The following is a 20,588-nucleotide window of genomic DNA, read 5'->3' on the forward strand; positions in this document are numbered from 1 at the left end:
ACGCTTGCACCACCTCCCGTTCCGCGCCCTCCAATACTACACGTCGTACAAGGCGGCCTTCGAGAGCATCCCGACTGCGTGGATTAACCCCGAGTACACGAGCCAACGGTGTCCGATGTGTGGGCACACGGAGCGAGCGAACCGGAACAAGAAGCGGTTCAAATGCCGGTCGTGTTCCCATCAAGACCACAGCGACCGTGGTGCAAGCGTCAACATCGCCGTAAAAGGCATCAAGAAGCATCACGATTGGAATGTGCCTGCTCTCAACAGCCTTCCCGTTGTTCGGAAGGTGCGACGGCAGGCATCGGGGGCTGTGGACGCTCCGACCGCAACCCACTCGTCCGTTCGAGACGACCGTGACCCCTCTCGGGGTGTGGCGTCGAGGACGGTGGGAGTGTCCGATTAAACTGCGGGAAGACAGAAGCCTCGGGGCTTGACCCCGAGGCGGTTCACGAATGATCATCCTCTGACTATCTGACCTTCGAGGTACGACTCCGTCTTGTCCTTGGTCGACTGCATCTTCTTCACGAATGTCACGACGCGTTCGTCGTCTCTGTCGTCGTCTCCGTCTCCGTCTCCATCGCTCCCGTCCTTCTCGTCTCTCTCTATCACGAGCTGTACCCCCAGGTCTCTGAGATGTTCGAGAAGCTCCTCTATGACCTCAGATTCACCTCTCACAGTGTGGCGTTCGCCTATGTTTTCGCCTTCTTCGACCTCGTGTATGGCGTCTACCATCGACCCGAGGATGGCTTCGCCGAGACTGTCGGCTCTCTCGGAGACTTCCTCCTCCCACTCGACCGCCTGGAACGCCTCACGTACTATACGTCTGAACATGAAGTCCTGTCCGTAGTCGAACGGAAGCGAGAACGCGTAAGACAGGTCGCCCTGGTTTGCGGCTGAGGTCGTGTACTTGAGCTGGTTACTGACGTCTTCGGTCTTCATAACGACGCCTTCCCTCCCCTGGGCGTTGAGACTCTCTATCACCTCCTTTATACCGTCGGTCTCGTCGGCGTCGAACTTCCCCTTGAAAGGAACCTGCGGAAAGCCGTAGCTCTCACACAGGTTACGTCTCTCGTCGACTTCGACTGAGTCTCCCGACCCCCGATCCCGTATGTCGAAGGCGAGGAACTCGAGAGACTCTATCCCCGAGTAGTCGTGTGCAGTGTAGGGGTTCTCCTTTCCTGTCATCTCTCCGCACAACATCTTGTCGGGATGGTCGTCGAAGAAGGAGCCGAGGTCGAGCCAGTTCTTGACCTTGTGTGTCGTAAAAGGACAGATTATACCCCCACGTGTGAACGCGACGACACCCAGGTCTTCGAGCCTCACGACCCGCGTGTTGTAGCCGTTCATCTTCTCCTCGACTACTACAGTGTCGTCGAAGTACCTCGGGACGCCCTCTTCGAGAACCAGAGTCCGTGGGATCTTCGGGAAGCCTCTCACGACCTCTCCGTCTATGAGGACTGTTCCGCGTTCTATCTTTGCGGTGTAGTCGGGGTAGTAGTAGTAGTTTTTTCCGTCGTAGTTTCTCTGACTGAAGCTGTCGGAGATCTCCTCGAACTCCGACTCCGTGAGACTGAGCTTCTCGGCGTACAGGTCTGATTTCTCGGAAGTTTCCATAGGGACAGTTCTACCGCCTTCCCGAAAAGACTGTGGTCAGACGACACCCTCGACTGCGAGTTCGAGCTTCTCACGGAGGGTACCGTCGCCGTCTACTCTTCCGTCGGGGTGTATCACGTACTCACCGAACTTCTCGACTACGACGACCTGCCTCTCGTCGTCTATCTCGGCACTGTCCCAGCCCTGTTCTACGAGCCCAGAATGTATCTTCTCTAGTCGAGTCTTCGTTTCGTCGGTCTTGTCGTCTGTCTCTTCGGCGTCGAGACTGAGTGCGTTCTCACCGACGGCTTCGAGACGTGACTCCGGAAACGCATAGAACTTCACCCCCTTCTCGACAGCACCGTCGAAGAGGCTGTAGGGATTCGTGTCTCTCCAGCCGTCCCATTCTTCCATTCCGGTGACACCGTCGCCCTCCACGAAGGCGGCTATTACGACGTTTTCGTCCTCCGAGTACTCCGGGTTGTGGTCGGCTACCGTCTCGGAGTCGGTGACCTCCCATTCGTCGACAGTCATCTCGGGAGTATGTAGAACCACCGCCTCGTCATCGGTTCCCTCGGAGTCGACGACTAACTCGCCCGGCTTTAGAACCCTGTCTGACTCCTCCGTGTCTGTGTCTCTTCTCGTGTCTGTCCCCGTCCCTTTTTCGGAGCCCTCCGACCCCGTGGCTGATATCTCTTCTGACATGGCTTGTTCGTCTATCAAATCACCGTGTTGTAGATAATGTTTTATGTATGAGTCAAACACAGTGTTACGTTATAAGAATGTCGGAGAGACGAGGTGTTTCGCATAGGCTTCCCGAGGCGACGATAACGGGTTTAGGACTCACTGTCTTCCTCGTCAACCTCTACCATTTCCTCCATATGTCCTACACCGGACTCCTGACAGTTATCGTCATAGACGCCCTTCCGATGGCAGCGGGTCTCATCGGCTTTCCCCTCGCGGCTTACCTCGTCAGGGACTGGGACTTCGAATGCCGAGTACGTCTCGCTGGATGGATCTTACTCGGAGGAGTCTTCGGCTTTGTCTCGGCTCTCGTGATCATCTGGCAGCAGATGATACATGGCTTGACCCCGTTACACTCGTACAACGACATGGTTCTTCTCAGCCAGGCAGGTGCTATAGGAGGCGGCGTAATAGGACTTTACGACTCACGTCTCAGGCGCGACAGGGAAGAGCTTCGCGGCTTCAAGAGTGCCGTAGAGAACGCGGGACACGCTATACTCATAACGGACACCGACGGCGTTATAGAGTACGTCAACCCCGAGTTCGAGAGACTCACCGGCTACTCGGAGGACGAGGTTCTGGGAGAGAGACCCAGCATACTCAAGTCGGGGAGACACGACGAAGGCTTCTACAGTGATCTCTGGAGTACGGTTCTGTCGGGCGACGTCTGGAAGGGCGAACTCGTCAACCAGAGGAAAAACGGCGAGACCTACCACATAGAACAGACGATAGCTCCTATACGTGACGAGGAAGGTGAGATAGAACGTCTCGTAGCCATAAACAACGACATAACCGAGCGCAAGGAGATGGAGAGGGAGCTCGAACGCCAGAATGAGCGTCTCGAGGAGTTCGCGGAGGTAGTCTCACACGATCTCAGGAACCCACTCAACGTAGCCGAGGGATACCTCGAAGTCGTTCTGTGTGGAAACGGCGATGACACGGAGGACTGTCTCGAAAACGTCCAGGACTCGCTCGACAGGATGGAGGGCATAATCGAGGACGTCCTGCGTATGGCGAGACAGGACGGTGAGATAGACGGAACCACGACACGGAGCCTCGGCGACGACTCCCGGACTGCGTGGGAGCACATAGAGTTCTCCGACGAAGACGCTCATCTCGAAGTCGTAGACTCAGCCGAGATCGAAGCCGACCGGGACAGGCTGACACGTCTCCTGGAGAATCTATTCAGGAACTCGGTCGAACACGGAGGCGACGACGTTACTGTACGCGTAGGAGCCACCGACGGCGGCTTCTACGTCGAGGACGACGGCGAGGGTATTCCAGAGGAGAAACGTGACGAGATATTCGAGTCGGGCTACACGACCTCGGAGACAGGCACGGGTCTCGGACTCTCGGTTGTCAAACGTATAGCCGACGCTCACGGCTGGGAAGTCAGTATATCCGAGAGCGAAGACGGCGGCGCGAGGTTCGAGTTCGACGTGGGTCTCAGACGTGTTTCGGAACCTGAAGCTTGAACGACGAACCTCCGAGGCTGCTGTCTTCGACCCAGACCTCCCCGTTGAGACTGTCGACGACCTCGTCGACGAAGAAGAGACCCATGCCCTCGCCGTGGTGGAGGTCGTCTTTCTCCTCACGTCCGAAGATCAGGTCTCTCTCTTCGTAGGGAATCCCGGGTCCGTTGTCGTCTATACTGATAGTGACATACGAGTCGTTTTCCTCCTCCACAGTCACGTCGACGACGGGGTTCTCGGTGGCGTTGTGTATCACGGCGTTGTCGAGTATCTGGGAAACCGCCTGTCCGAGGTAGCCGTTCGTGAGTACCTCTATACTTATGTCCTCGTCCTCCGAGACAGAGAGACGTATGTCGGGACTCGGACTCGACCCCGACTTCTCGAACCTCTTTCTGGCTTTCTCGACGGCTTTTTCGAGGAGTCTCCCGAGGTCGACCGAGTACCTCGTGTCGTCCTCCTTCACGACCTCCTGTAGCTTACGTGTCGACCTCGACTTGTTGTCGAGCCTCGCTATCTCCTGTTTCGACTTCTCTAAGTACTCGTCTATCTGGGGATCTATCTCCTCCTCGTCTACGCTCGATCTCACGAGGTCGACGTAGCCTTCTATGACCGTGAGGCGGTTCTTGAGGTCGTGTCTCAGGACACGGCTGAGTATCTCGGATCTCTCCTCGTTCTTGACGCGTTGGGTTATGTCCTTTATAGTTCCGGCATGGTAGACATTCTCACCTATCCTTATACATTTCGTGTTGACCTCGACAGGGAAGACTGAGCCGTCTTTCCTCTCGTGAACCGTCTGTCTGACACGTGTCTCTCCCTCCTCGAAAGACCCCCAGTACTCGTCTATCTTCTCAGGGTCCACCTCGGGGTTGAGCTCCCAGATCGGCTTGTCGAGTATCTCGTCCCTTTCGAGACCCAACATCTCGGCGTAATGGCGGTTGGCGTACTCTATGTACCCGTTCTCGGAGTAGACGCCTACCCCGACGCCGATGTTTTCGAGAACCTTCCGGAAGAACTCGTTGTAGTCGTCTATCTTTCTCCGTCCCATAGTCGCCGGTAGATGTAGTTCCTGTTCATCAAGATACAAGGCGGATACCCCGTCCCGAATTCTTCGAATTCGTGTGCGCGCAAATCGAAGATTTGCGAACGATCCTTGACCTCGGGGAGGAAGCCGACACTTGTCCGAGTGTCCAACTTTTAAATGACCCGACCCCATACTAACTGATAGTGACTGGCAGCCACAAGTGTTGCCAGTCATGGGCTGCCAGTCAACCAGCCCTTGAAATCGGGGTCGTTGACCCGTGAATGCCTGACACTCGGTATAGAGTAATACCGGACTATGTCGGGTACGACGCGGCGAGACCACCGATAAGCCTCGTTCGCAAATCGAAGATTTGCGAGCCAACAAGATCGGAGATCTTGTGACGTTACGAAATCTTCCGATTTCGTTAGCCCACGAGATCAGAGATCTCGGGACGTTCGTCAAACTTTGTTTGACGTGCACACGAGAACGAAGTTCTCGTGACGGGGCTTGACCCCGAGGCAGTTGACAGACTGTCTAACTCTTTCTCTTTCCGTGAGGTCTCCCACCGTCTGACCTCCGCACATTAACGTAACAGACCTATCGCCACATATATAAATATACTGAACAGTTTTAGTATTCTGACCCGCATCAACAAACACCTTTGTATAGACGGCGGCTTAAGATAAGCTTCCCAAACTACAGACGTCGCGGCGGCACGGACGCCGGGATTCAGACAGTATACATTTAAGAAAGCGGTTCGTATCTTACTTGTGACTAAGTCTTCAGAGCCCAACGACAGTTCACAGGGACGCGTGTTTCAGATAGATTCGAACTTCGAGCTACGTCTCGAAGACGTCGAGGAGTACTTCGACGACCCCGATCTCCCGAGCGGTATAGAGGACGTCAACCTCGAACGTCGGAACACCAAGCTCATAATTCAGGGGGTTGCAGACGACGACGAGATAAGCAAGTACACACCCACGGCTCAGATCAAGGCGTCCGTCGTCGAGAGGATAGTCTCCAACGAGGACGACGAGGAAGGGAGGAGATGGGGTAAGAAGCCCGAAACGGAGGAGGACGAAGACGAGGAAGAGCCCGAGCCCGTCGAGTTCGTGCGTTTCCGTGGTGACATAGGAACAGTTCTACAGAACACCTCGATGGAGTATGAGATGTTCCTCGTTCTGAGCGACCTCGCGCGTCTCGAAGATGCCGAGGGTGAGCTAAAGGCTGTCACAGTCGTAGACGGAGAGCTTACACCCACACGTATCGTAGACGGCGAAGAGAGGTCTGCGTCGATAGAGGTCGTAGGCGACACCGAGTCGGGAGCCTCGGGCGGCGAGAAGAACTGGCGCAACAACAAGTACATAAACGAGTCGGGAAGCTCTTAGTTTTCTTCGGCGTCCCGGTTCCAGCCGATGTCATACGAGTGGGCTTTTGGAGGATGTCGAGCCTTCGGAACAGAGACGTGTTCTACGGTCTTCTCGTGAATCAGACTCTGACCGTAGGAGCCGTCGGAGAACTCTCCCTCTTTCTGACGGACACAGTCTACCATAGGAGGCTTGCTCGGGATGGTATCGTGTATCTGTGTCACGAGAGCTTCGTGAGGCTCACCCTCGCCGTCGTAGTAGGTCACCCTGTCTCCTATCTTTAGCTCCGTCATGTACTTTACTTGTTCAGAAACTGAGACTGGGACTGAATCCCAAACCTAAACGCCGGGGGAGGGATTTGAACCCCCGTGGGCTTGCACCCACCGGCTCTCGAGGCCGGCGCCTTACCAGACTAGACTACCCCGGCTTATCTACATCTACAACTGAGTCGCAGAAGGGTATAATAGTTGTTCTTTGACCCGAACCCGCAGACGTCTTAGGCTAGACGTCGGAGCCGAGCCCCGCTACTCGAAGCTCTCCTCTTCGAGAACCTCGGCGACTGCGAAGTTCTCCTTGACTTCCTCTATCTCAACCTTGACACGGTCTCCGACGTCGGTCTCGGGAACTATTATTACGTATCCTCTCTCGACTCTTGCTATGCCGTCCCCCTGTTTCCCTATGTCCTCTATCTCGACGTAACGTATCTCACCCTCCTCTACGGGAGGCTGCAGACGGCTCTCTTCCTCTTCTTCGTGTGTCGTCTCCTCCTCGTCTTCCTCGGAGGTGATGACTCCTATACGGTAGACTCCCTCCTCCGAGATAGTCCCTTCCTCTATCTCGGACTTGGGAATCTCGATGACGTAAGAGCCGTCCTTTTCCTCGACGCGCGAACTGAATAGAGACAGGAGCTTGCCAGATATTTCGAGACTCAAGCTTAAACCCTCATTAATAGGACAGATTCCATTAACTTGAATCTATCGCTGACAACCCCGGGTCAGAGATGTCTCGCCTTCTCGTTCTCTATCTCGATCTCAGTCGTGAAGCCCTCTCTCGTGAGTGACTCGACTGCGTCTTCGAAGCCATCTGTCGACCTCACTGCTGAGACACCGCCCGATGTCTCGGCGACCGAAGACGGACTGAAGTAAAATGTCACAGTGCTCGCGGGTGTCATCTCGACCTCACGGGAGCCTCCACGTATCTGTCTCCTCCCCAGGTCTCCTTCCGCCGCCTCTACGGGGAGACGGCTCGCCTCAGTGTTGACATCGTCGAGGAGACTGTCCATCTCCCTGACTACACGCCGGCTCAGTCCCCATGACCCGAGAAGACCGTCTCTCTCAGCCGCCCTTTCAACGCCTGCGTCTAGCTCGTCGAGACTCAGCTCGCCGTCACTTCCGTATCCGAAGACTCCTAAGACCGAGTCGACCTCCGACTCGGTGAGAGCCAGCATACTGAAGCTGTCGGCTATAGGACTCTTGAGACCTTCCTCGTCCCCGACTGCGAGAGCGTCGCCTCCCGAGTCAGTTCCGACCACGAGGTCTACGCCGAGGGAGTCACAGAACTCGTCTATCCCCTCGGTTACCGCGTCGACCCCCTCTGTAATGTCTATCAGAGCGACGTCGAAGCCGTCCAGATCCGGTTCCGGTTCCGACCCCGACTCCGACTCCGACGTCTTCGAGTAATGTTCGGCTACCTTTGTCTCGGTGAACTCGACTGAGTAGTCGTCTGAGGTGACAGTCTCAGGGCTGACGAGACCGACCGTAGGGCTGACCTCGTCTATGTAGTCTATCTCGTCGAAGCTCCTGGGACCCGGCTTAGGATCGTGGGGTACTCTTTCCCAGGCTATCCCCCCGATTATACAGTCGACACCGTGGAGTTCGAGTAGACGAGCCGTCGGAACCGTGCCGACGACATCGCCACCTCCTCCGATTCCGAAGACGAGTGCCGTGTCGTACTCGAACACCTCCTCCAGGCTTCGTATCTCCGAGGCAGTCATCGTGTCTGTATTTATTAGTATTACGGACCCTGGAGGTAGCCTCTCTCGCGGAGTTCGTCTGCCTGCTGTTCGTTGTACCGCCACTCGACGTCTCCCTTCTCGTCCTGCCAGTCCCAGGGCTCGACTATCACGACGTCGCCCTCACGTATCCAGACGCGTTTTCTCATCCTCCCCGGGATACGTGCAGTCCGGGTCTTTCCGTCCATACATCTCACCTTGACACGGTTGTCACCGAGCATAGACTCGACTATGCCGAGTACCTCGTCGTCGTCGGGAAGTCTCAGGTTACTGCCGCCGTTTCCGTCTGACATACATCCGATTAAGAGCGCGGGACTTATTAAGAAACCGAAGCACAGTACGGCTATTCGAGTTCGAGACTCTTGCCGTCTACCTCGACACGTGGCTGTGTCACGACGCCGTCGAGATGAAGACCGCAGTCGTTGTCGCCGCCGAAGCCGGTGTCGTCCCCGACTGCAACGTGTATAGTACCGAGAGCCTTCTCGTCCTGTAGTACGTTTCCTATGAGTTCCGCCTCGGGATTGAGACCGATTCCGAGCTCGGCGAGATGGCGACCGCAGTCTCCGGCTTCGTCGACTGTCTCCCTCAGGTTGTCGTCGGATATACTCACGGCTCTACCGTCCTCGAACTCCATCTCTATCGGCTCGTCGACGACGCCGACGCTCGACATAGAGCCGTCGACTACGAGCCTGCCGTCTCCCGATACGGGGGCTATGTAGACCTCTCCCGCGGGAAGGTTGGTCACGCAGCCCGGGTCGTGACATATTCCCGTGTCAGGATGCCAGTCCCTCTCGCCTAATTCGAGTCTGAGGTCTGTTCCGAGGTCGGACTCTATACGGACTGTCTCGGAGCCTTCGAGCCTACCGAGTAGATCCTCGGCTCTCTCCTGTATCCCGTAGTAGTCGGCTCTCATAGCACCTTCCATCACCTCACGCGTGATACTCGGAAGCGTCGCGACACGTGCACCCGACTCGCACGCCTCCTTCCGTGCCTCCGTATGTGTCAGGCTCCTCGTAGTGGGGACGAAGACGACGTCGCTCTCCCTCATAGCCGCAGTAACGGGCGCGAGAGGCTCCTCTCCGTGTCTCTCGTCGACCCCGATCTCGGCGTAGACTGTCTCGGTAATCTCCGAGGCGACGTCGTGTATCGCTCTTCCTATCTCCCTCCTCTCTGAGTCTGTGACTACTAAGACGGTCTCCCCCTCTCTGACGTCGAGGCAGTCCTCGACCGCAGTTCTCGCGCTGTCTCTCATACTCGTACCCATACGTCTATCTTCTCGCCCACCGTAATAAATCTGTAATACTCGTACACGGGCGTCGCTTCGGGTCGTCAACCGGAAGGATTAATAAACAAAACCGCCTACCCAAGACTACGCGCCGTCGTAGCTCAGTCGGCAGAGCGAGTGCTTCGTAAGCACTAGGCCGTGGGTTCGATTCCCACCGACGGCTAGGTCACGTCCTTTCTCTCGAATATCTCGGCGCTGACTACCACTAGAGCCACAGTCGAAGCCACCAGAACCCCTATGTCGGAGGTGCTTATCTCCCCCGCGATGAGTATCTCCCCCGGGTCGAAGTACCGTGCGAAGGTGAGGTCGCCTATCCAGTCGTAGTCGGTGTTTACCGTCAGTGTCTCGACGAGGAACATCCCAAATACGCCGCCGATAGCAGCCATCTGTGCCTTCCTCGCCTCGTCGAAGACGACCGAGAAGAGAAGTCCCAGCGACGCACACGCCGAGAGGTAGAAGACTGAGACCGAGTGGAGGACAAACAGATCAGCCGCGTCGACGGTCTCGTCTATGGCTCTGACACCGAGATAGACTCCTATATACGTCAGGAAAGACACCGTGGCTATCGACGGAACCACCGAGACGAACTTGCCTACCACGACACGTGACCGTGAGACGGGATGTGACAGGAGTAGGTCGACAGACCCTTTCTCGACCTCTCCGGCTACCGACGACGCCGCAGAGTACGCGAAGTAGACACCCAGGAGTAGGAGCCATCCAACCTGGTATAGCTCGACGACGAGGTAACCCTCTATGTCGGTTATCGAGAAGTCGCCTATGAATGACGTCGTGAGATCCTCGGGTAGGCTCCCGTATATCTCTGACAGACCCGCCTCTTCGAGCGACGGAAATATAGCCACAACGAGGGCTATGTAAAACCCCATGAAAGCCGTAAACATCAGAGCACCTCTGAGACGTCTCCGTGTCTCGAACTTTGTTATCTCAAACACCGTCTTCACCTCCTGAAGTTGCCGCCTCGTTTCTGTCGGCTTCTGTGCGGCTGTCTATACCGGTATCGGTGTCGTCTTCTGTGTCTGTGTAGAAATGCATGAAGACATCGTCGAGTGACGCCTCCCTTATCTCGATATCGTCGATCTCGTGCTCCGATAGGCGGTCTATGAGACTGTCGTACTCTCCCTTCAGAACGAACTCGGTGTAGCCCTCGTCGTCGACTGAGGGGTTCGTGACTCCTTGTAGTCCCGAGACGACCTCCTCGGGCGTCGCACCGTCTCTCAGCCTCAGCCTGACCACCTTACCGCTCTTACGCAGGAGTGTCTCTATCTCTTCGAGAGCCACTACCTCCCCTTTTCTTATTATAGCTACTCGGTCACAGATACGTCTCACCTCGCTGAGTATGTGTGACGAGAAGAAGACAGACAGACCGTCTTCGACCTCGCTCTCAAGGAAGTCATAGAGGCTGTTCTGCATTAGAGGGTCGAGACCCGCGGTCGGCTCGTCCATCACCACGAGGTCGGGGTCGTGCATAAACGCCTGTACGAGCGCGAGCTTCTGTCTGTTGCCGCGCGAGTACTCCTTAATCCTCCTGTCGAGCGGGAAACCGAAGAGGTCGAGGAGCTCACCACGTCGGTCGTTACCCTTGAGATCTCCGTAGTAGTCGAGGAGATCGCGCCCTGTGAGCTTCTCGTAGAAGCCGAGACTCCCCGGAACGTGTCCGATTCTCTTCTTCACCTCCCTGAGTTCGCGTCTGTCGAATACGTCGTGACCGAGGAGGCTCGCCTCTCCCGAAGTCGGCTTCAGAAAGCCGAGTAACGTCCTTATCGCAGTCGACTTTCCCGCGCCGTTTGGACCTAGGAAGCCGAATATCTCGCCTTTCCTGACCTCGAAGCTCAGGCTCTCGACGCCCTTGACGTCGCCGTAGTACTTCGTGAGACCCTTAACACGTATCGGAGGGGTCTCAGCCGTCTTGCCCTGGGCTTTTCGGTCTCTGTCGGTCTGAGCCACTGAGATTTATAACTCTCTCTTCTTTATAAATATGTACGCCTAAACTACTTATACGAAGCGTGACGAAGTAAACTGAGTCGATATGTCGGTGTCGATGTCGGCATCCCGAAGCCTTTGGATAGCCCTGGCGGTCGTAGCCGGAGTCACAACGCCCGTGTCTGTGTATACGGCATCGGCAGCCGACACTGTCGTCGGTGGTCCCGCTATCGAGGTTCTGGCTCCCCATAACACCGTCTCGGCGGGTGAGACTACGACTCTCGGTCTACATCTCAACAACGAGGGAAATATCGTCCAGGGAGGACCCGCCGAGTACGAGAGCCGTGTGACGACTGCGAGAGGAGTAACAGTCGAACTCCGGTCGCGAAATGCACCTGTCGAGATCAAGACTTCTAAGACACCTGTCGGATCGGTTTCGGAGGGGTCACACGGACCTTACAGCTTCGAGGTCGTCGTAGACGACGACGCCGAGCCCGGGAGATACCGTCTTCCCGTAGAAGTCGAGTACAGGTTCACGCGTGCGGTCGAGTATAGCGACGTAGCATCGCCCGATTACACTGACTTCTCGCGTGACCTGACTAAGTACGTGACCCTCGTGGTAGAGCCGTCGGCGGAGTTCGAGGTGACTCGGGTCGAGTCGGACGTCGAGGTCGGCGGAGCCGGAAGTCTCACGGTCGGGATCAAGAACGTCGGATCCGAGACGGCGAACGCCTCCACGGTTAGACTGACGTCCCGTAACACCGAGGTTAGAGTCGGCGACGTGTCTTCTGCCTCGACCTCGGTCTCAGCTTCGACTCCGACCCTGACTCCGACTCTGACTTCGACGACGAAGTTCACCGGAGACTGGGAGCCGGGTGAGACGAGAAGACTGAGACAGACGGTGTCGGTAGCCGACAACGTCGTCGCCACTAACTACTCTCTCAACGCCGTTGTGAGGTACACCGACTCCGACGGTCAGAACTTCACCTCCGACAGACTCGAACTCGGTCTACAGCCTCTCCGAGAGACAGCCTTCGAGATCTCTGACGTGACTACGAGCCTCAGGGTCGGCGAGGAAGGCTTCTTAGAGGCGACTGTCGAAAACACGGGGGCAAGAGTCGCACGCGACGCTGTCGTGGTTCTGAGACAGACGTCAGTTCCTCTCGTCGGCTATAACTCGACCTCTTCGGAGGCTTACGCGTCACACCGAGATGTGTCTCTGTCTTCCACTCCCACAGCCTCAGTGACCCAGTATCCCCTCGGCGACCTCCGACCTAACACGTCTCAGAGCTTCCGGCTCCGCCTCGACGTACCCGAGCACGCAGCCCCGGGTAGACACCGTTTCAGGGTCGGCGTCGAGTACACCGACAGACTGGGTAATGTCGAGACGAGTGACAGCCACGAGGCTTCGGCGGAGGTTCTACCCGACACCGACGACTTCGTCATAGAGTCCGAAGACACGACCGTCGAAGTCGGCGAGGAGACCTCGGTGAACGCGACTATCACGAACCTCCGTAACTCGACCTTCACGGATGTCACGGCGTCGCTGACTGTCGAAGAGCCGTTCTCCACTGACGACACCAACTCATATGTCGCAGCTCTCGACCCCGGCGATAAGTCGAGTCTCCGTTACCACCTCGACGTCTCTGACGACGCCGTCGCGGGCGACAAGTACGTCACGGTACGTCTCGGATACGACGATCCCAAGGGTGACAGAAGGACTGAGACACATACGTTTCGGGTAACTCTGAGAGACGAGACCACCGAGGCGGATCTACCCGCAGTCGTTCTCATAGGTACAGCGGCTCTAGTCTTCGTAGTCTGGTGGTGGAGACGGAGATGAGTAAGCTAACCCACGGCTAAAGCCGTGGGCTTTCAGCGTGGACTCCCGCTCTGGCCGAATCCTCGGCAGGAGGCTCATACTCTCCGTTCGCGTTCAGCGTCCCGCTGTTCAAGCGCACGCCTACGGGTGCGCCTCCACCGGAGCCAGTTTGGTTCCGGCGGAGATACCGCAATCCAATATTCTTCGCCGCGTTGTAGTCGGCGTGGTTCTCGTAGCCACACTTCAGACACTCGAAGGATTCCCTGTCCCGGTTGTCAGGGTGTGTGAATCCACAGTGTGAGCAACGCCGTGAGGTATTCTCAGGGTCAACCTGTGCTACGTCGATACCATACTCGGCGGCCTTGTATTCGACGTACTCGTACAAGCGGTTGAACGCCCACTTGTGACCCCACGACGCACCAGTGCGGTCACGAATATCGGTCAAGTCCTCGAACGCTATCACCGAGCAGCCGTTGTCGCGGGCTTCAGCTACCAGTTCGTTCGATATGCGGTGAAGCGTCATTTTGAACCGACCTTCCTCTTTGCGTCCGACTGCCTGCATATTCTCGTGTGCCCACCGTGTCCCGTGGTCTTGTAAGTCACCACGTCGGTTCTCGTATTCCCGTCGCCAGTGGTCAAATTCGTCGCCAGTCCAGAACGTGCCAGTCGAGGTAACGGCGATGTTGTTCACGCCGAGGTCAACCCCGAGAACCGTTCTGTTCTCAGTGGTTGCCTGTTCCGGCGTGTCAGACTCCACATCCTTCTTGCAGTGGATGTGAAGCATCCAGCTGCCGTTGCTGTAGTGTAGCTCCGCCCCTGTCGTCTCGTATTCGTCCGAGAAGAAGTATTCTGCGTGGGGCGTGTCTCGCTTATTATCGGGAAGCACGTAGTCGGCTTCAATACGACCGTCAACGGTCGCCAGCGACACGTACTCGTCGTAGAACGTGGCAGTGCGGTGGTCGTAGACAAGGTGTGGACTGGTAAAGTGCGGCATCGACGCTTTCTTGCCTTGCTTCCACTTCTTGACCACGCTCTTGCAGGCTTCGGCGGCCTTGTTTCGGGCAGCTTGGACGTGGTTGCTGTGCAACGCCGTCTCGTCGCGCACGTCCTCGTAAGTGCCTTTGTGGAGCGTGGTTTTGCTTGTGGTGACATATTCGCCTTGGAAAGCGTGGCGTGTCACGTAGTTAGCCGCCCACAGAAACTCGTCTACGGTGTCTTCGAGGAGTGCGGCGTCGGTACTGTCTACGTCAAGTTTCACGGGGACAGTACGCCGCTTCTCCATATATCATATGTAGACTTTGTAGTTCAAAAGTGTTGGGGAGTGGGCCTTGTCGCAGTCGGTGGGTTGTCGCACGGAGTGTACGCGCTTCCTCCCACCCGTGAACGGGTGGGTTTCCGCGCTGTTACCGCTATGAATTAGAGACCGAATCCATCCCTGTTTGTGTTTGGCGGTGTCTCAAGCGGACTCCGAGGAGCATCCTCGAAAGGCGGTGAGTTATACGACCGCGGCGCTACGTCATTTGGCGAGTCGGGGTAGAACAGAGACGCGAGACACTGTATCTGTTCACGACCTACCCCGAGTTCGAACTGACCTCCTCCGTACATCGGTATACGGTTACTCTCGCAGTAGTCGATAGTATCGAAAAGACTCTCGACGGTTCCAAACCTCGACGGCTTGATATTGATACATGTCTCTCCGGTCTCGGACTCAACTGACTTCACATCGGCGAGGCTCTCAACCGGCTTGTCCCACGATATACGTCCGCCGTAGTCCGAGAGTATCCCACACGTCTCGTCAGTCAGCTTGGGATCTTCTATAATAGCATCGGGGAAGCTGTCAGTTACAAGCGAATACAGGCTCGGATCAGGAGGCTGTGACACGTCGAGATCCTCGTCGTACATCCCTTTCATGTCCAGTATCATCACCTTCTCTTCGGGAATTTCGGAGACGAGTTCCGAGTCCCATTCTGTGGTCGCGTCGAGCTTGAACTCGGCTTCGGGATAGATATCGACCACGTCGTGGAGCTTTTCGACTCTCGGCGGGTTACCCAGGTCACGGCTGACGACGAATCTAACATCGGAGTAGTCGCGTCCGAGGATACCGCCGAGGTTAGTTTCTGCCTGTTTAAGCGCCAGATCGAGGACTGCGCTTTCGAGACCCCATCTTCTGTAGTTACGGTAGTAAGGACGAGGGGGATCAACGGGGAACAGGTCTATCCCGTCGAGACGGTTTGAGAAGCCGTCGAGGCTGAAGCTTCCGGTTAGGTTAGTCTTACTCTCCAGATCGATCCAGTTCCGGTGGCTCTCGGCGTCGTAGGTTACGTCCTCGCCTCTTCCTTTCTCTGAGTCGCCGTGGACAGTTATCTCAGTAGTTACCCTCTCGAAGCCCTTCGAGACTTCCGTCCGGTTGAGTCTTAGGCTGTATCCCTCAACCTCAACCCCGAGATCCGACACAGCTCCGTAGAGTCGTCCCATGTGGTCACCACTTAGGTAGCTTTATCTTAAACACGCTTCCCTCCGGTTCGTTATCCTCGACCCAGACATCGCCGCCGTACTCGTCGACGAGTGTATCGACGAGATACAGACCTATCCCTGTTCCCTCGCTTTCGAGACCTTTCTCGCCTCTTCCGAAGATACTCTCCTTCTGTGTATCAGGAACCCCGGGACCGTTGTCGGCGACAGAGACGACTACTTCCTCGTCTTTCTCCTTGGCTGATACCTCTACCCTCGGCGTCTCCTTGTCATTATGCTGTACGGCGTTGTTGAGGAGGTTCCTGAAGACAGTCGAAAGAAGATCGTTTGCACGTACCTCGATCTTGGGAATCTCCCCGAACTCGAACTCAGCTTCCTCGTAGGTCTGTTTTCTACTCTCAACGGTTTCCCTCACAACCGAGGTCAGGGAGACGGGTCTGAGATCGATCTCCTCCTCCTTTTCTACTGCGTCGACAAAGTCGCGCGCTGTCTTCGTGAGGTCGACTACGTGTTCACTCGTACTCAGGACGGTTTCGAGGTACTCCTCACCCTCGTCGTCGACGTGGTCTCTCAGGATGTCTCCCCAGCCCAAGACGAGATTCATGTCGTTACGTATGTCGTGGCGGACGATACGGTTGAGTAGAGCTAACTCGTCCCTCTCGTTCTCTATCTTTTCCTCGGCTCGTAGAGCGTATATGCCACGTGAGATGTTACTCGCGATCTCGTCTATGAGATGTCTCTCCTCCTCTGAGATCCGTGAGGGAGAGGGGATATGGAGAGTCATCACTCCGTAAAAGTTATTTCGGTGTCTCAGACTGACCCCGATAGCACCGTGGCTTAGGCTGTCTTCACCGTGGTGTTCGTACGGCGGCTGAGTTACGTCGTCTATGGTTAGAGTCCCCTCATCGAGAACCTCGTCTATGTACTCCTCGGTGTATACTTCGCGCCATCTCTCTTCACTCTCCTTCTTGGTCTCACCTATCCGGTTAGCTGTATATATACTGTCAACCTCTGTATCCTTATCCTCGGATTCGAGTGTAGCTATTGAAGCACATCCGAATCCGTATCCCTGATCACTTCTAGCTGAGAGTATCTCTAAGGAGGAGTTGAATACTTCCTCCTCTCTCTCGGCTTCGATTACTATCTGGCTTATGCTTCTGATCGAGTTGAGAAGATGGTCTATCTTTCTCTCATGTGTCACGTCGTTGACTGTTCCGAAGACGCGGTGAGACTCCTCCCTACCGTCATAATCACCACCACTGACCCTGTCCTCCTCGTCTCCGTAACCGTAGTCGTACACGTTGACGTCGACTTTCTGGTGAACTACACGTATGTCGCCGTCCGAACGGATTACACGGTAGTCAATGTCGAAGGTATGACTCTCAACTGATCTCTCCATAGCCGTCCTTACCTTCTTCGTGTCATCAGGGTAGACGAAGTCTACGAAGTCGTCGTATGTCGGATCTATCTCGCCGGGAGTCAGTCCGAGTATACGGAACATCTCATCTGACCATTCCATCTCCCCGGTTTCGGGATTCCAGTCCCAGTGTCCCAGATGAGCCATCTCCTGTGCTTCTTCGAGTTTGCGTCTCGTCTCCTCAAGCTCCGCGCGCGTATCGACTGCGTCTATCGAGTAGGCGATGTCGTTTCCGAGCTGTTTGAACATCTGTGTCTCGTCTTCGTCGAAGGCATAGGCTCTGTCGGCGTAGAGGTTCAGAACTCCGAAGACCTCGTCCCCGTATACTAAGGGGACAGCCGCGCTAGATCTGTACCCGCGTTCCTCGGCTTCCTCGCGCCACGGCTCGTACTCGGGGTCTTCGAGTATATTCTGCATAACTTCGACTTCGCCTGTTCTGATAGCCTTTCCTGTGGGTCCTTCGCCTGTCTCGTCGCTGAGACTAATCTCTATCTCGTCGAGATACCCCTCCTCGGCTCCCGACGAGGCTCTCGGGACTACCTTATCCGTCTCGGGATCGTATTCTCCTATCCATGCGAAGAGATACGGATCAGCGTCGCTGAGTATCTCACATACTCTCGACTCTATCTCGTCACGGCTCTCCGACCGGAAGACTGCCCTGTCAACCTGCCGAACCACCTCGTTTATACGTCTCTGCTTTGATAGCTCCAGTCTCTTGTTCTGTAGCAGACTTATCTGATGGCTCTCCTTTGAGTAGTACCATCCCACTGTGAATCCCGCCGCAGTTCCTATGTTGAGGGAGTTGATGAGGAGAAAAACCGGGTGACGCATACTACCGCCCTCGTACATACTGTAGACAACTGCCGCAATGAAGAAACTCCCTATACCCACTCCTCCTATCACGGTCCACAGTACGACGCTCAGCCTCTCTGAGTCAGTCAGGTTCGACTTGAAGAGTCTGTATCCCGCGTATATGAGAAAGACAGCAAAGGCGGAAGGGAATACTACACCTGTGAGGAGGGGAATCAGACCGTCTTCGTCTATGAGATGCAGAAGATGAACAGCCGTGAATATGACGCCGAGACAAGTTACGAAAAAAGACGACAGTATACGTGTTGGCGTAACAGAGTCATCCTCGACGTCGCTCTCCAATATTTCCGACACCGTCGTCATTTGTTATATCTTTTAGACACAGGATATTAACACCTTCTGTCTGTCCCGGTAGTCGGAAAGCTTCTCACAGCGGCGACGTGTTCTCGTTACTACACTACATCGAGCGCATTGCTGTCATCAGCGACGTACATTCACAGCTCTATCTCCAGCGCATTCTCACTCTCACGTACGTATCTGTGGAACTCACGGTAGACGTCCGCAGATCCGACCGTCTCGGCGTCACCGATGACTAACACCTTGCGTCGTGCGCGTGTCAGGGCGACATTGAAACGTCTCGGGTTGTCGAGAAAGCCGACCTCGTTCTCCTCGTTCGATCTGACGAGTGATATTACGACGACCTCCTTCTCACGACCCTGGAAGCCGTCTACGGTGTCGACTTCGAGAGCCTCGGTACCGCGCATCCTGTCTTCTATGGCATCTACCTGGTCGTCATACGGCGATATCACCGCGATATCCGAGGCGTCTAAGCCCGCGTTGAGGTAGGAGTCGACTATCTCTGATACGAAGTCTGCCTCTCTCGGATTCTCACGTGACGTCGATCCCTCGGGCTGTCTCTCGGATGCTTCGACTCCGGCTGTGTTGACGAAGACGAGAGGGTTTTCGGGGTTTAACATCCTCTGGAGTCCCGACGAGAACGGCTTAACTGAGACCCCGAGACCGTCGAGTGTGTGTTCTGCGACAGACGAGTCAGCTTCGAGTGCGTCGTCGTAGAACTCGTGGCTCGGGAACTCCATTATGTCGGTGTTCATCCTGTACTGGGTTCGTAGAAGGCTCCTTATCGAGTCGTGCTCAGCGAGACGTTCGAAGAGTGTCTCACGCAGGCTGGGGTTCGCTCGCGCCGCGTCCTCACTCTGGACTGTCGGAGGAAGCTGACGGTGGTCGCCCGCCATGACGACACGTCTCGGACGTGCCGAGACGATAGGTATGAGACACGACGGCTCTGTAGCCTGTGTCGCTTCGTCGATGACGAGAGTATCGAACTTCGACTTGAAGCCATCGAGTAGATCACTTCCCGAGGTCGAGTTAGTCGTACAGACGACGTCCGCCGACCCTATGACCTCCGAGACTGCCTCGTCTTCAAGCTCGTCGGATCTTTCGAATAGGTCGTCGGCTTCCTCACGTATCTCAAGCCACTCAGCCATCTCCTCTATCTTCTCGGGGGGAACTCCACGTGATCCGCGTCCCTCCTCGGCGAGCTCTTTTATACGCTCGTCGGAGAGACCACGTCTCCACCGTCCCGAGGGCGGTGTCAGGTCGTCCTGTCTCTCGAGTAGGTCGAAAGCCTCCTCCCGAAGACTGCGCGATCTCTGGTACTTCTCGTTTTTCTCCAGGAGCCGGTCGAGGCTGTGTTGACGTAACTCGGGAGTCACACGCGCGGGATGTCCGAGCCTCACGACTTCGAGGCTTTCACCGGATCCTACGAGCGACTCGACTATGCTGTCGACAGCCGTGTTAGACGCCGCCGTGGCGAGAACCGACTCTCCCCTGTCGACACACTGGTGTATGACCTCGACCACCGTCGTCGTCTTGCCTGTTCCCGGTGGACCGTGTATGAGGTGAAAACCCTCACCGTTGAGAGACTGTCTCACGGCACTCATCTGTGACTCGTTGAGAGAGTCGTTGTGCCAGTTCGATCCAGAGTCCGAGTCGGGGCTACCGATGTCGAAGTCGGCTTTCTCAGCTTTAGACTCAGACGGATTCTCCGTACCGACTATTACGTCTCGGAGTTGGGAGAAGTCCATCCCGGGAGATTCAGACTTAGACTTAGACTTAGACTCTGACTCGGACTCGACTTCGAGTAACCCATCGAGTGCGTCGAGCATCCTCTGGTAGGTCACGTCGTTGACATAGAGGTCGACACGGAGACCGTCGCCGAAGACGAAGCCGGGGGGCTTCGAGTCGAAAGAGGCAGTAACCGAGTGGTTCGTGACCTGCGTCACCGTTCCCGTCGGGTTGTCGTCACGGAGAGGGTCGTTCTTCGAGACCATCACGAGATCTCCGACGCCTATCTCCGTATCGGGGAGGCGGTCGCCGCGCTCCTTCACGAACTTGACCTCGTAACCTCCTATTCCCTCGCCTTCATCACGTCCCGACATACCCACGAGAGCGCGTCCCTTTGCCTCACGTTCATGTCTCGACATCGACCGTATCTCATTCTCGTGGCGACGCATTTCCTCCTTCCGTTCGACCTCCACGAGACCAGACCCGAGTAACTGTCTACAGAGATACAGCGAGAGTGCCTCGGGGTCTTCAAAAAGCAGAGCTTTTTG

18 protein-coding genes and 2 tRNA genes are annotated in these 20,588 nt (G+C 55.9%); 5 read left to right on the plus strand and 15 right to left on the minus strand.

The window, feature by feature from the left end; genetic code table 11:
• A partial coding sequence (locus SV253_08015) for a transposase (GenBank protein ID MDY6776003.1) occupies positions 1–406 on the plus strand: 406 nt, incomplete at its 5' end.
• A gap of 53 nt (positions 407–459) precedes the next feature.
• Here SV253_08015 and SV253_08020 read toward each other — a convergent pair.
• Together SV253_08020 and SV253_08025 are read right to left on the minus strand one after the other, a co-directional pair.
• Positions 460–1,617 carry an RNA ligase gene (locus tag SV253_08020; protein MDY6776004.1) on the minus strand — a complete coding sequence of 386 codons (1,158 nt, stop codon included), beginning with the start codon at positions 1,615–1,617 and terminating at the stop codon, positions 460–462.
• A 36-nt stretch (positions 1,618–1,653) separates the two neighbouring features.
• Positions 1,654–2,301 (minus strand): hypothetical protein, encoded by a 648-nt coding sequence (locus SV253_08025; protein ID MDY6776005.1) that lies wholly within the window; start codon positions 2,299–2,301, stop codon positions 1,654–1,656.
• A gap of 77 nt (positions 2,302–2,378) precedes the next feature.
• Here SV253_08025 and SV253_08030 point away from each other — a divergent pair, with 77 nt between their 5' ends.
• A complete protein-coding gene (locus tag SV253_08030) occupies positions 2,379–3,815 on the plus strand; it encodes a PAS domain S-box protein (protein MDY6776006.1) in 1,437 nt (478 codons plus the stop codon).
• Here the strand turns inward: SV253_08030 and SV253_08035 are convergent.
• On the minus strand, positions 3,787–4,857 hold the full coding sequence (locus SV253_08035) for a PAS domain-containing sensor histidine kinase (GenBank protein MDY6776007.1): 1,071 nt from the start codon (positions 4,855–4,857) through the stop codon (positions 3,787–3,789). The two genes, SV253_08030 and SV253_08035, sit on opposite strands and share 29 nt — an antisense overlap.
• Before the next feature lie 746 nt (positions 4,858–5,603).
• On the opposite strand from SV253_08035, the gene SV253_08040 reads away from it, so the two are divergent.
• Positions 5,604–6,221 carry a hypothetical protein gene (locus SV253_08040; GenBank protein MDY6776008.1) on the plus strand — a complete coding sequence of 206 codons (618 nt, stop codon included), beginning with the start codon at positions 5,604–5,606 and terminating at the stop codon, positions 6,219–6,221.
• Here SV253_08040 and SV253_08045 read toward each other — a convergent pair.
• From SV253_08045 to SV253_08070, 6 genes are all read right to left on the minus strand, one after another.
• On the minus strand, positions 6,218–6,493 hold the full coding sequence (locus SV253_08045; GenBank protein ID MDY6776009.1) for a hypothetical protein: 276 nt from the start codon (positions 6,491–6,493) through the stop codon (positions 6,218–6,220). The two genes, SV253_08040 and SV253_08045, sit on opposite strands and share 4 nt — an antisense overlap.
• A 50-nt stretch (positions 6,494–6,543) precedes the next feature.
• Positions 6,544–6,627 (minus strand) — tRNA-Ser (locus tag SV253_08050).
• 97 nt (positions 6,628–6,724) lie between these two features.
• Positions 6,725–7,132 carry a TRAM domain-containing protein gene (locus SV253_08055; protein ID MDY6776010.1) on the minus strand — a complete coding sequence of 136 codons (408 nt, stop codon included), beginning with the start codon at positions 7,130–7,132 and terminating at the stop codon, positions 6,725–6,727.
• 62 nt (positions 7,133–7,194) lie between these two features.
• Positions 7,195–8,193: a DUF1152 domain-containing protein gene (locus SV253_08060; protein ID MDY6776011.1), complete on the minus strand. Its 999-nt coding sequence runs from the start codon at positions 8,191–8,193 to the stop codon at positions 7,195–7,197.
• 20 nt (positions 8,194–8,213) lie between these two features.
• Positions 8,214–8,504 (minus strand): translation initiation factor eIF-1A, encoded by a 291-nt coding sequence (gene eif1A / locus SV253_08065; protein ID MDY6776012.1) that lies wholly within the window; start codon positions 8,502–8,504, stop codon positions 8,214–8,216.
• 50 nt (positions 8,505–8,554) lie between these two features.
• Positions 8,555–9,475 (minus strand): aminopeptidase, encoded by a 921-nt coding sequence (locus SV253_08070; protein MDY6776013.1) that lies wholly within the window; start codon positions 9,473–9,475, stop codon positions 8,555–8,557.
• A 111-nt stretch (positions 9,476–9,586) separates the two neighbouring features.
• On the opposite strand from SV253_08070, the gene SV253_08075 reads away from it, so the two are divergent.
• A tRNA-Thr gene (locus tag SV253_08075) sits at positions 9,587–9,659 on the plus strand.
• On the opposite strand, the gene SV253_08080 is transcribed toward SV253_08075, so the two are convergent.
• Positions 9,658–10,446 (minus strand): ABC transporter permease subunit, encoded by a 789-nt coding sequence (locus tag SV253_08080; GenBank protein ID MDY6776014.1) that lies wholly within the window; start codon positions 10,444–10,446, stop codon positions 9,658–9,660. The genes SV253_08075 and SV253_08080 overlap by 2 nt on opposite strands.
• Positions 10,439–11,458, minus strand: a complete 1,020-nt coding sequence (locus SV253_08085; protein ID MDY6776015.1) for an ABC transporter ATP-binding protein — start codon at positions 11,456–11,458, stop codon at positions 10,439–10,441. The genes SV253_08080 and SV253_08085 overlap by 8 nt, the downstream gene beginning before the upstream one ends.
• Before the next feature lie 82 nt (positions 11,459–11,540).
• On the opposite strand from SV253_08085, the gene SV253_08090 reads away from it, so the two are divergent.
• Positions 11,541–13,277, plus strand: coding sequence for a COG1361 S-layer family protein (locus SV253_08090; protein ID MDY6776016.1), 1,737 nt, complete (start codon positions 11,541–11,543; stop codon positions 13,275–13,277).
• Positions 13,278–13,293: 16 nt separating this feature from the next.
• Here SV253_08090 and SV253_08095 read toward each other — a convergent pair whose 3' ends face one another.
• The 4 genes from SV253_08095 to SV253_08110 all read right to left on the minus strand — a co-directional run.
• Complete coding sequence (locus SV253_08095) at positions 13,294–14,538, minus strand: transposase (protein ID MDY6776017.1); 1,245 nt, start codon at positions 14,536–14,538, stop codon at positions 13,294–13,296.
• A gap of 134 nt (positions 14,539–14,672) precedes the next feature.
• A complete protein-coding gene (locus SV253_08100; protein MDY6776018.1) occupies positions 14,673–15,731 on the minus strand; it encodes a hypothetical protein in 1,059 nt (352 codons plus the stop codon).
• 4 nt (positions 15,732–15,735) lie between these two features.
• Complete coding sequence (locus tag SV253_08105; protein ID MDY6776019.1) at positions 15,736–18,297, minus strand: GAF domain-containing protein; 2,562 nt, start codon at positions 18,295–18,297, stop codon at positions 15,736–15,738.
• A gap of 152 nt (positions 18,298–18,449) precedes the next feature.
• On the minus strand, positions 18,450–20,588 hold a 2,139-nt coding region (locus tag SV253_08110), incomplete at its 5' end, for an IGHMBP2 family helicase (protein MDY6776020.1).

Origin of the sequence: Candidatus Afararchaeum irisae, assembly GCA_034190545.1 — an archaeon.
GTDB classification, from domain to species: domain Archaea; phylum Halobacteriota; class Halobacteria; order Halobacteriales; family Afararchaeaceae; genus Afararchaeum; species Afararchaeum irisae.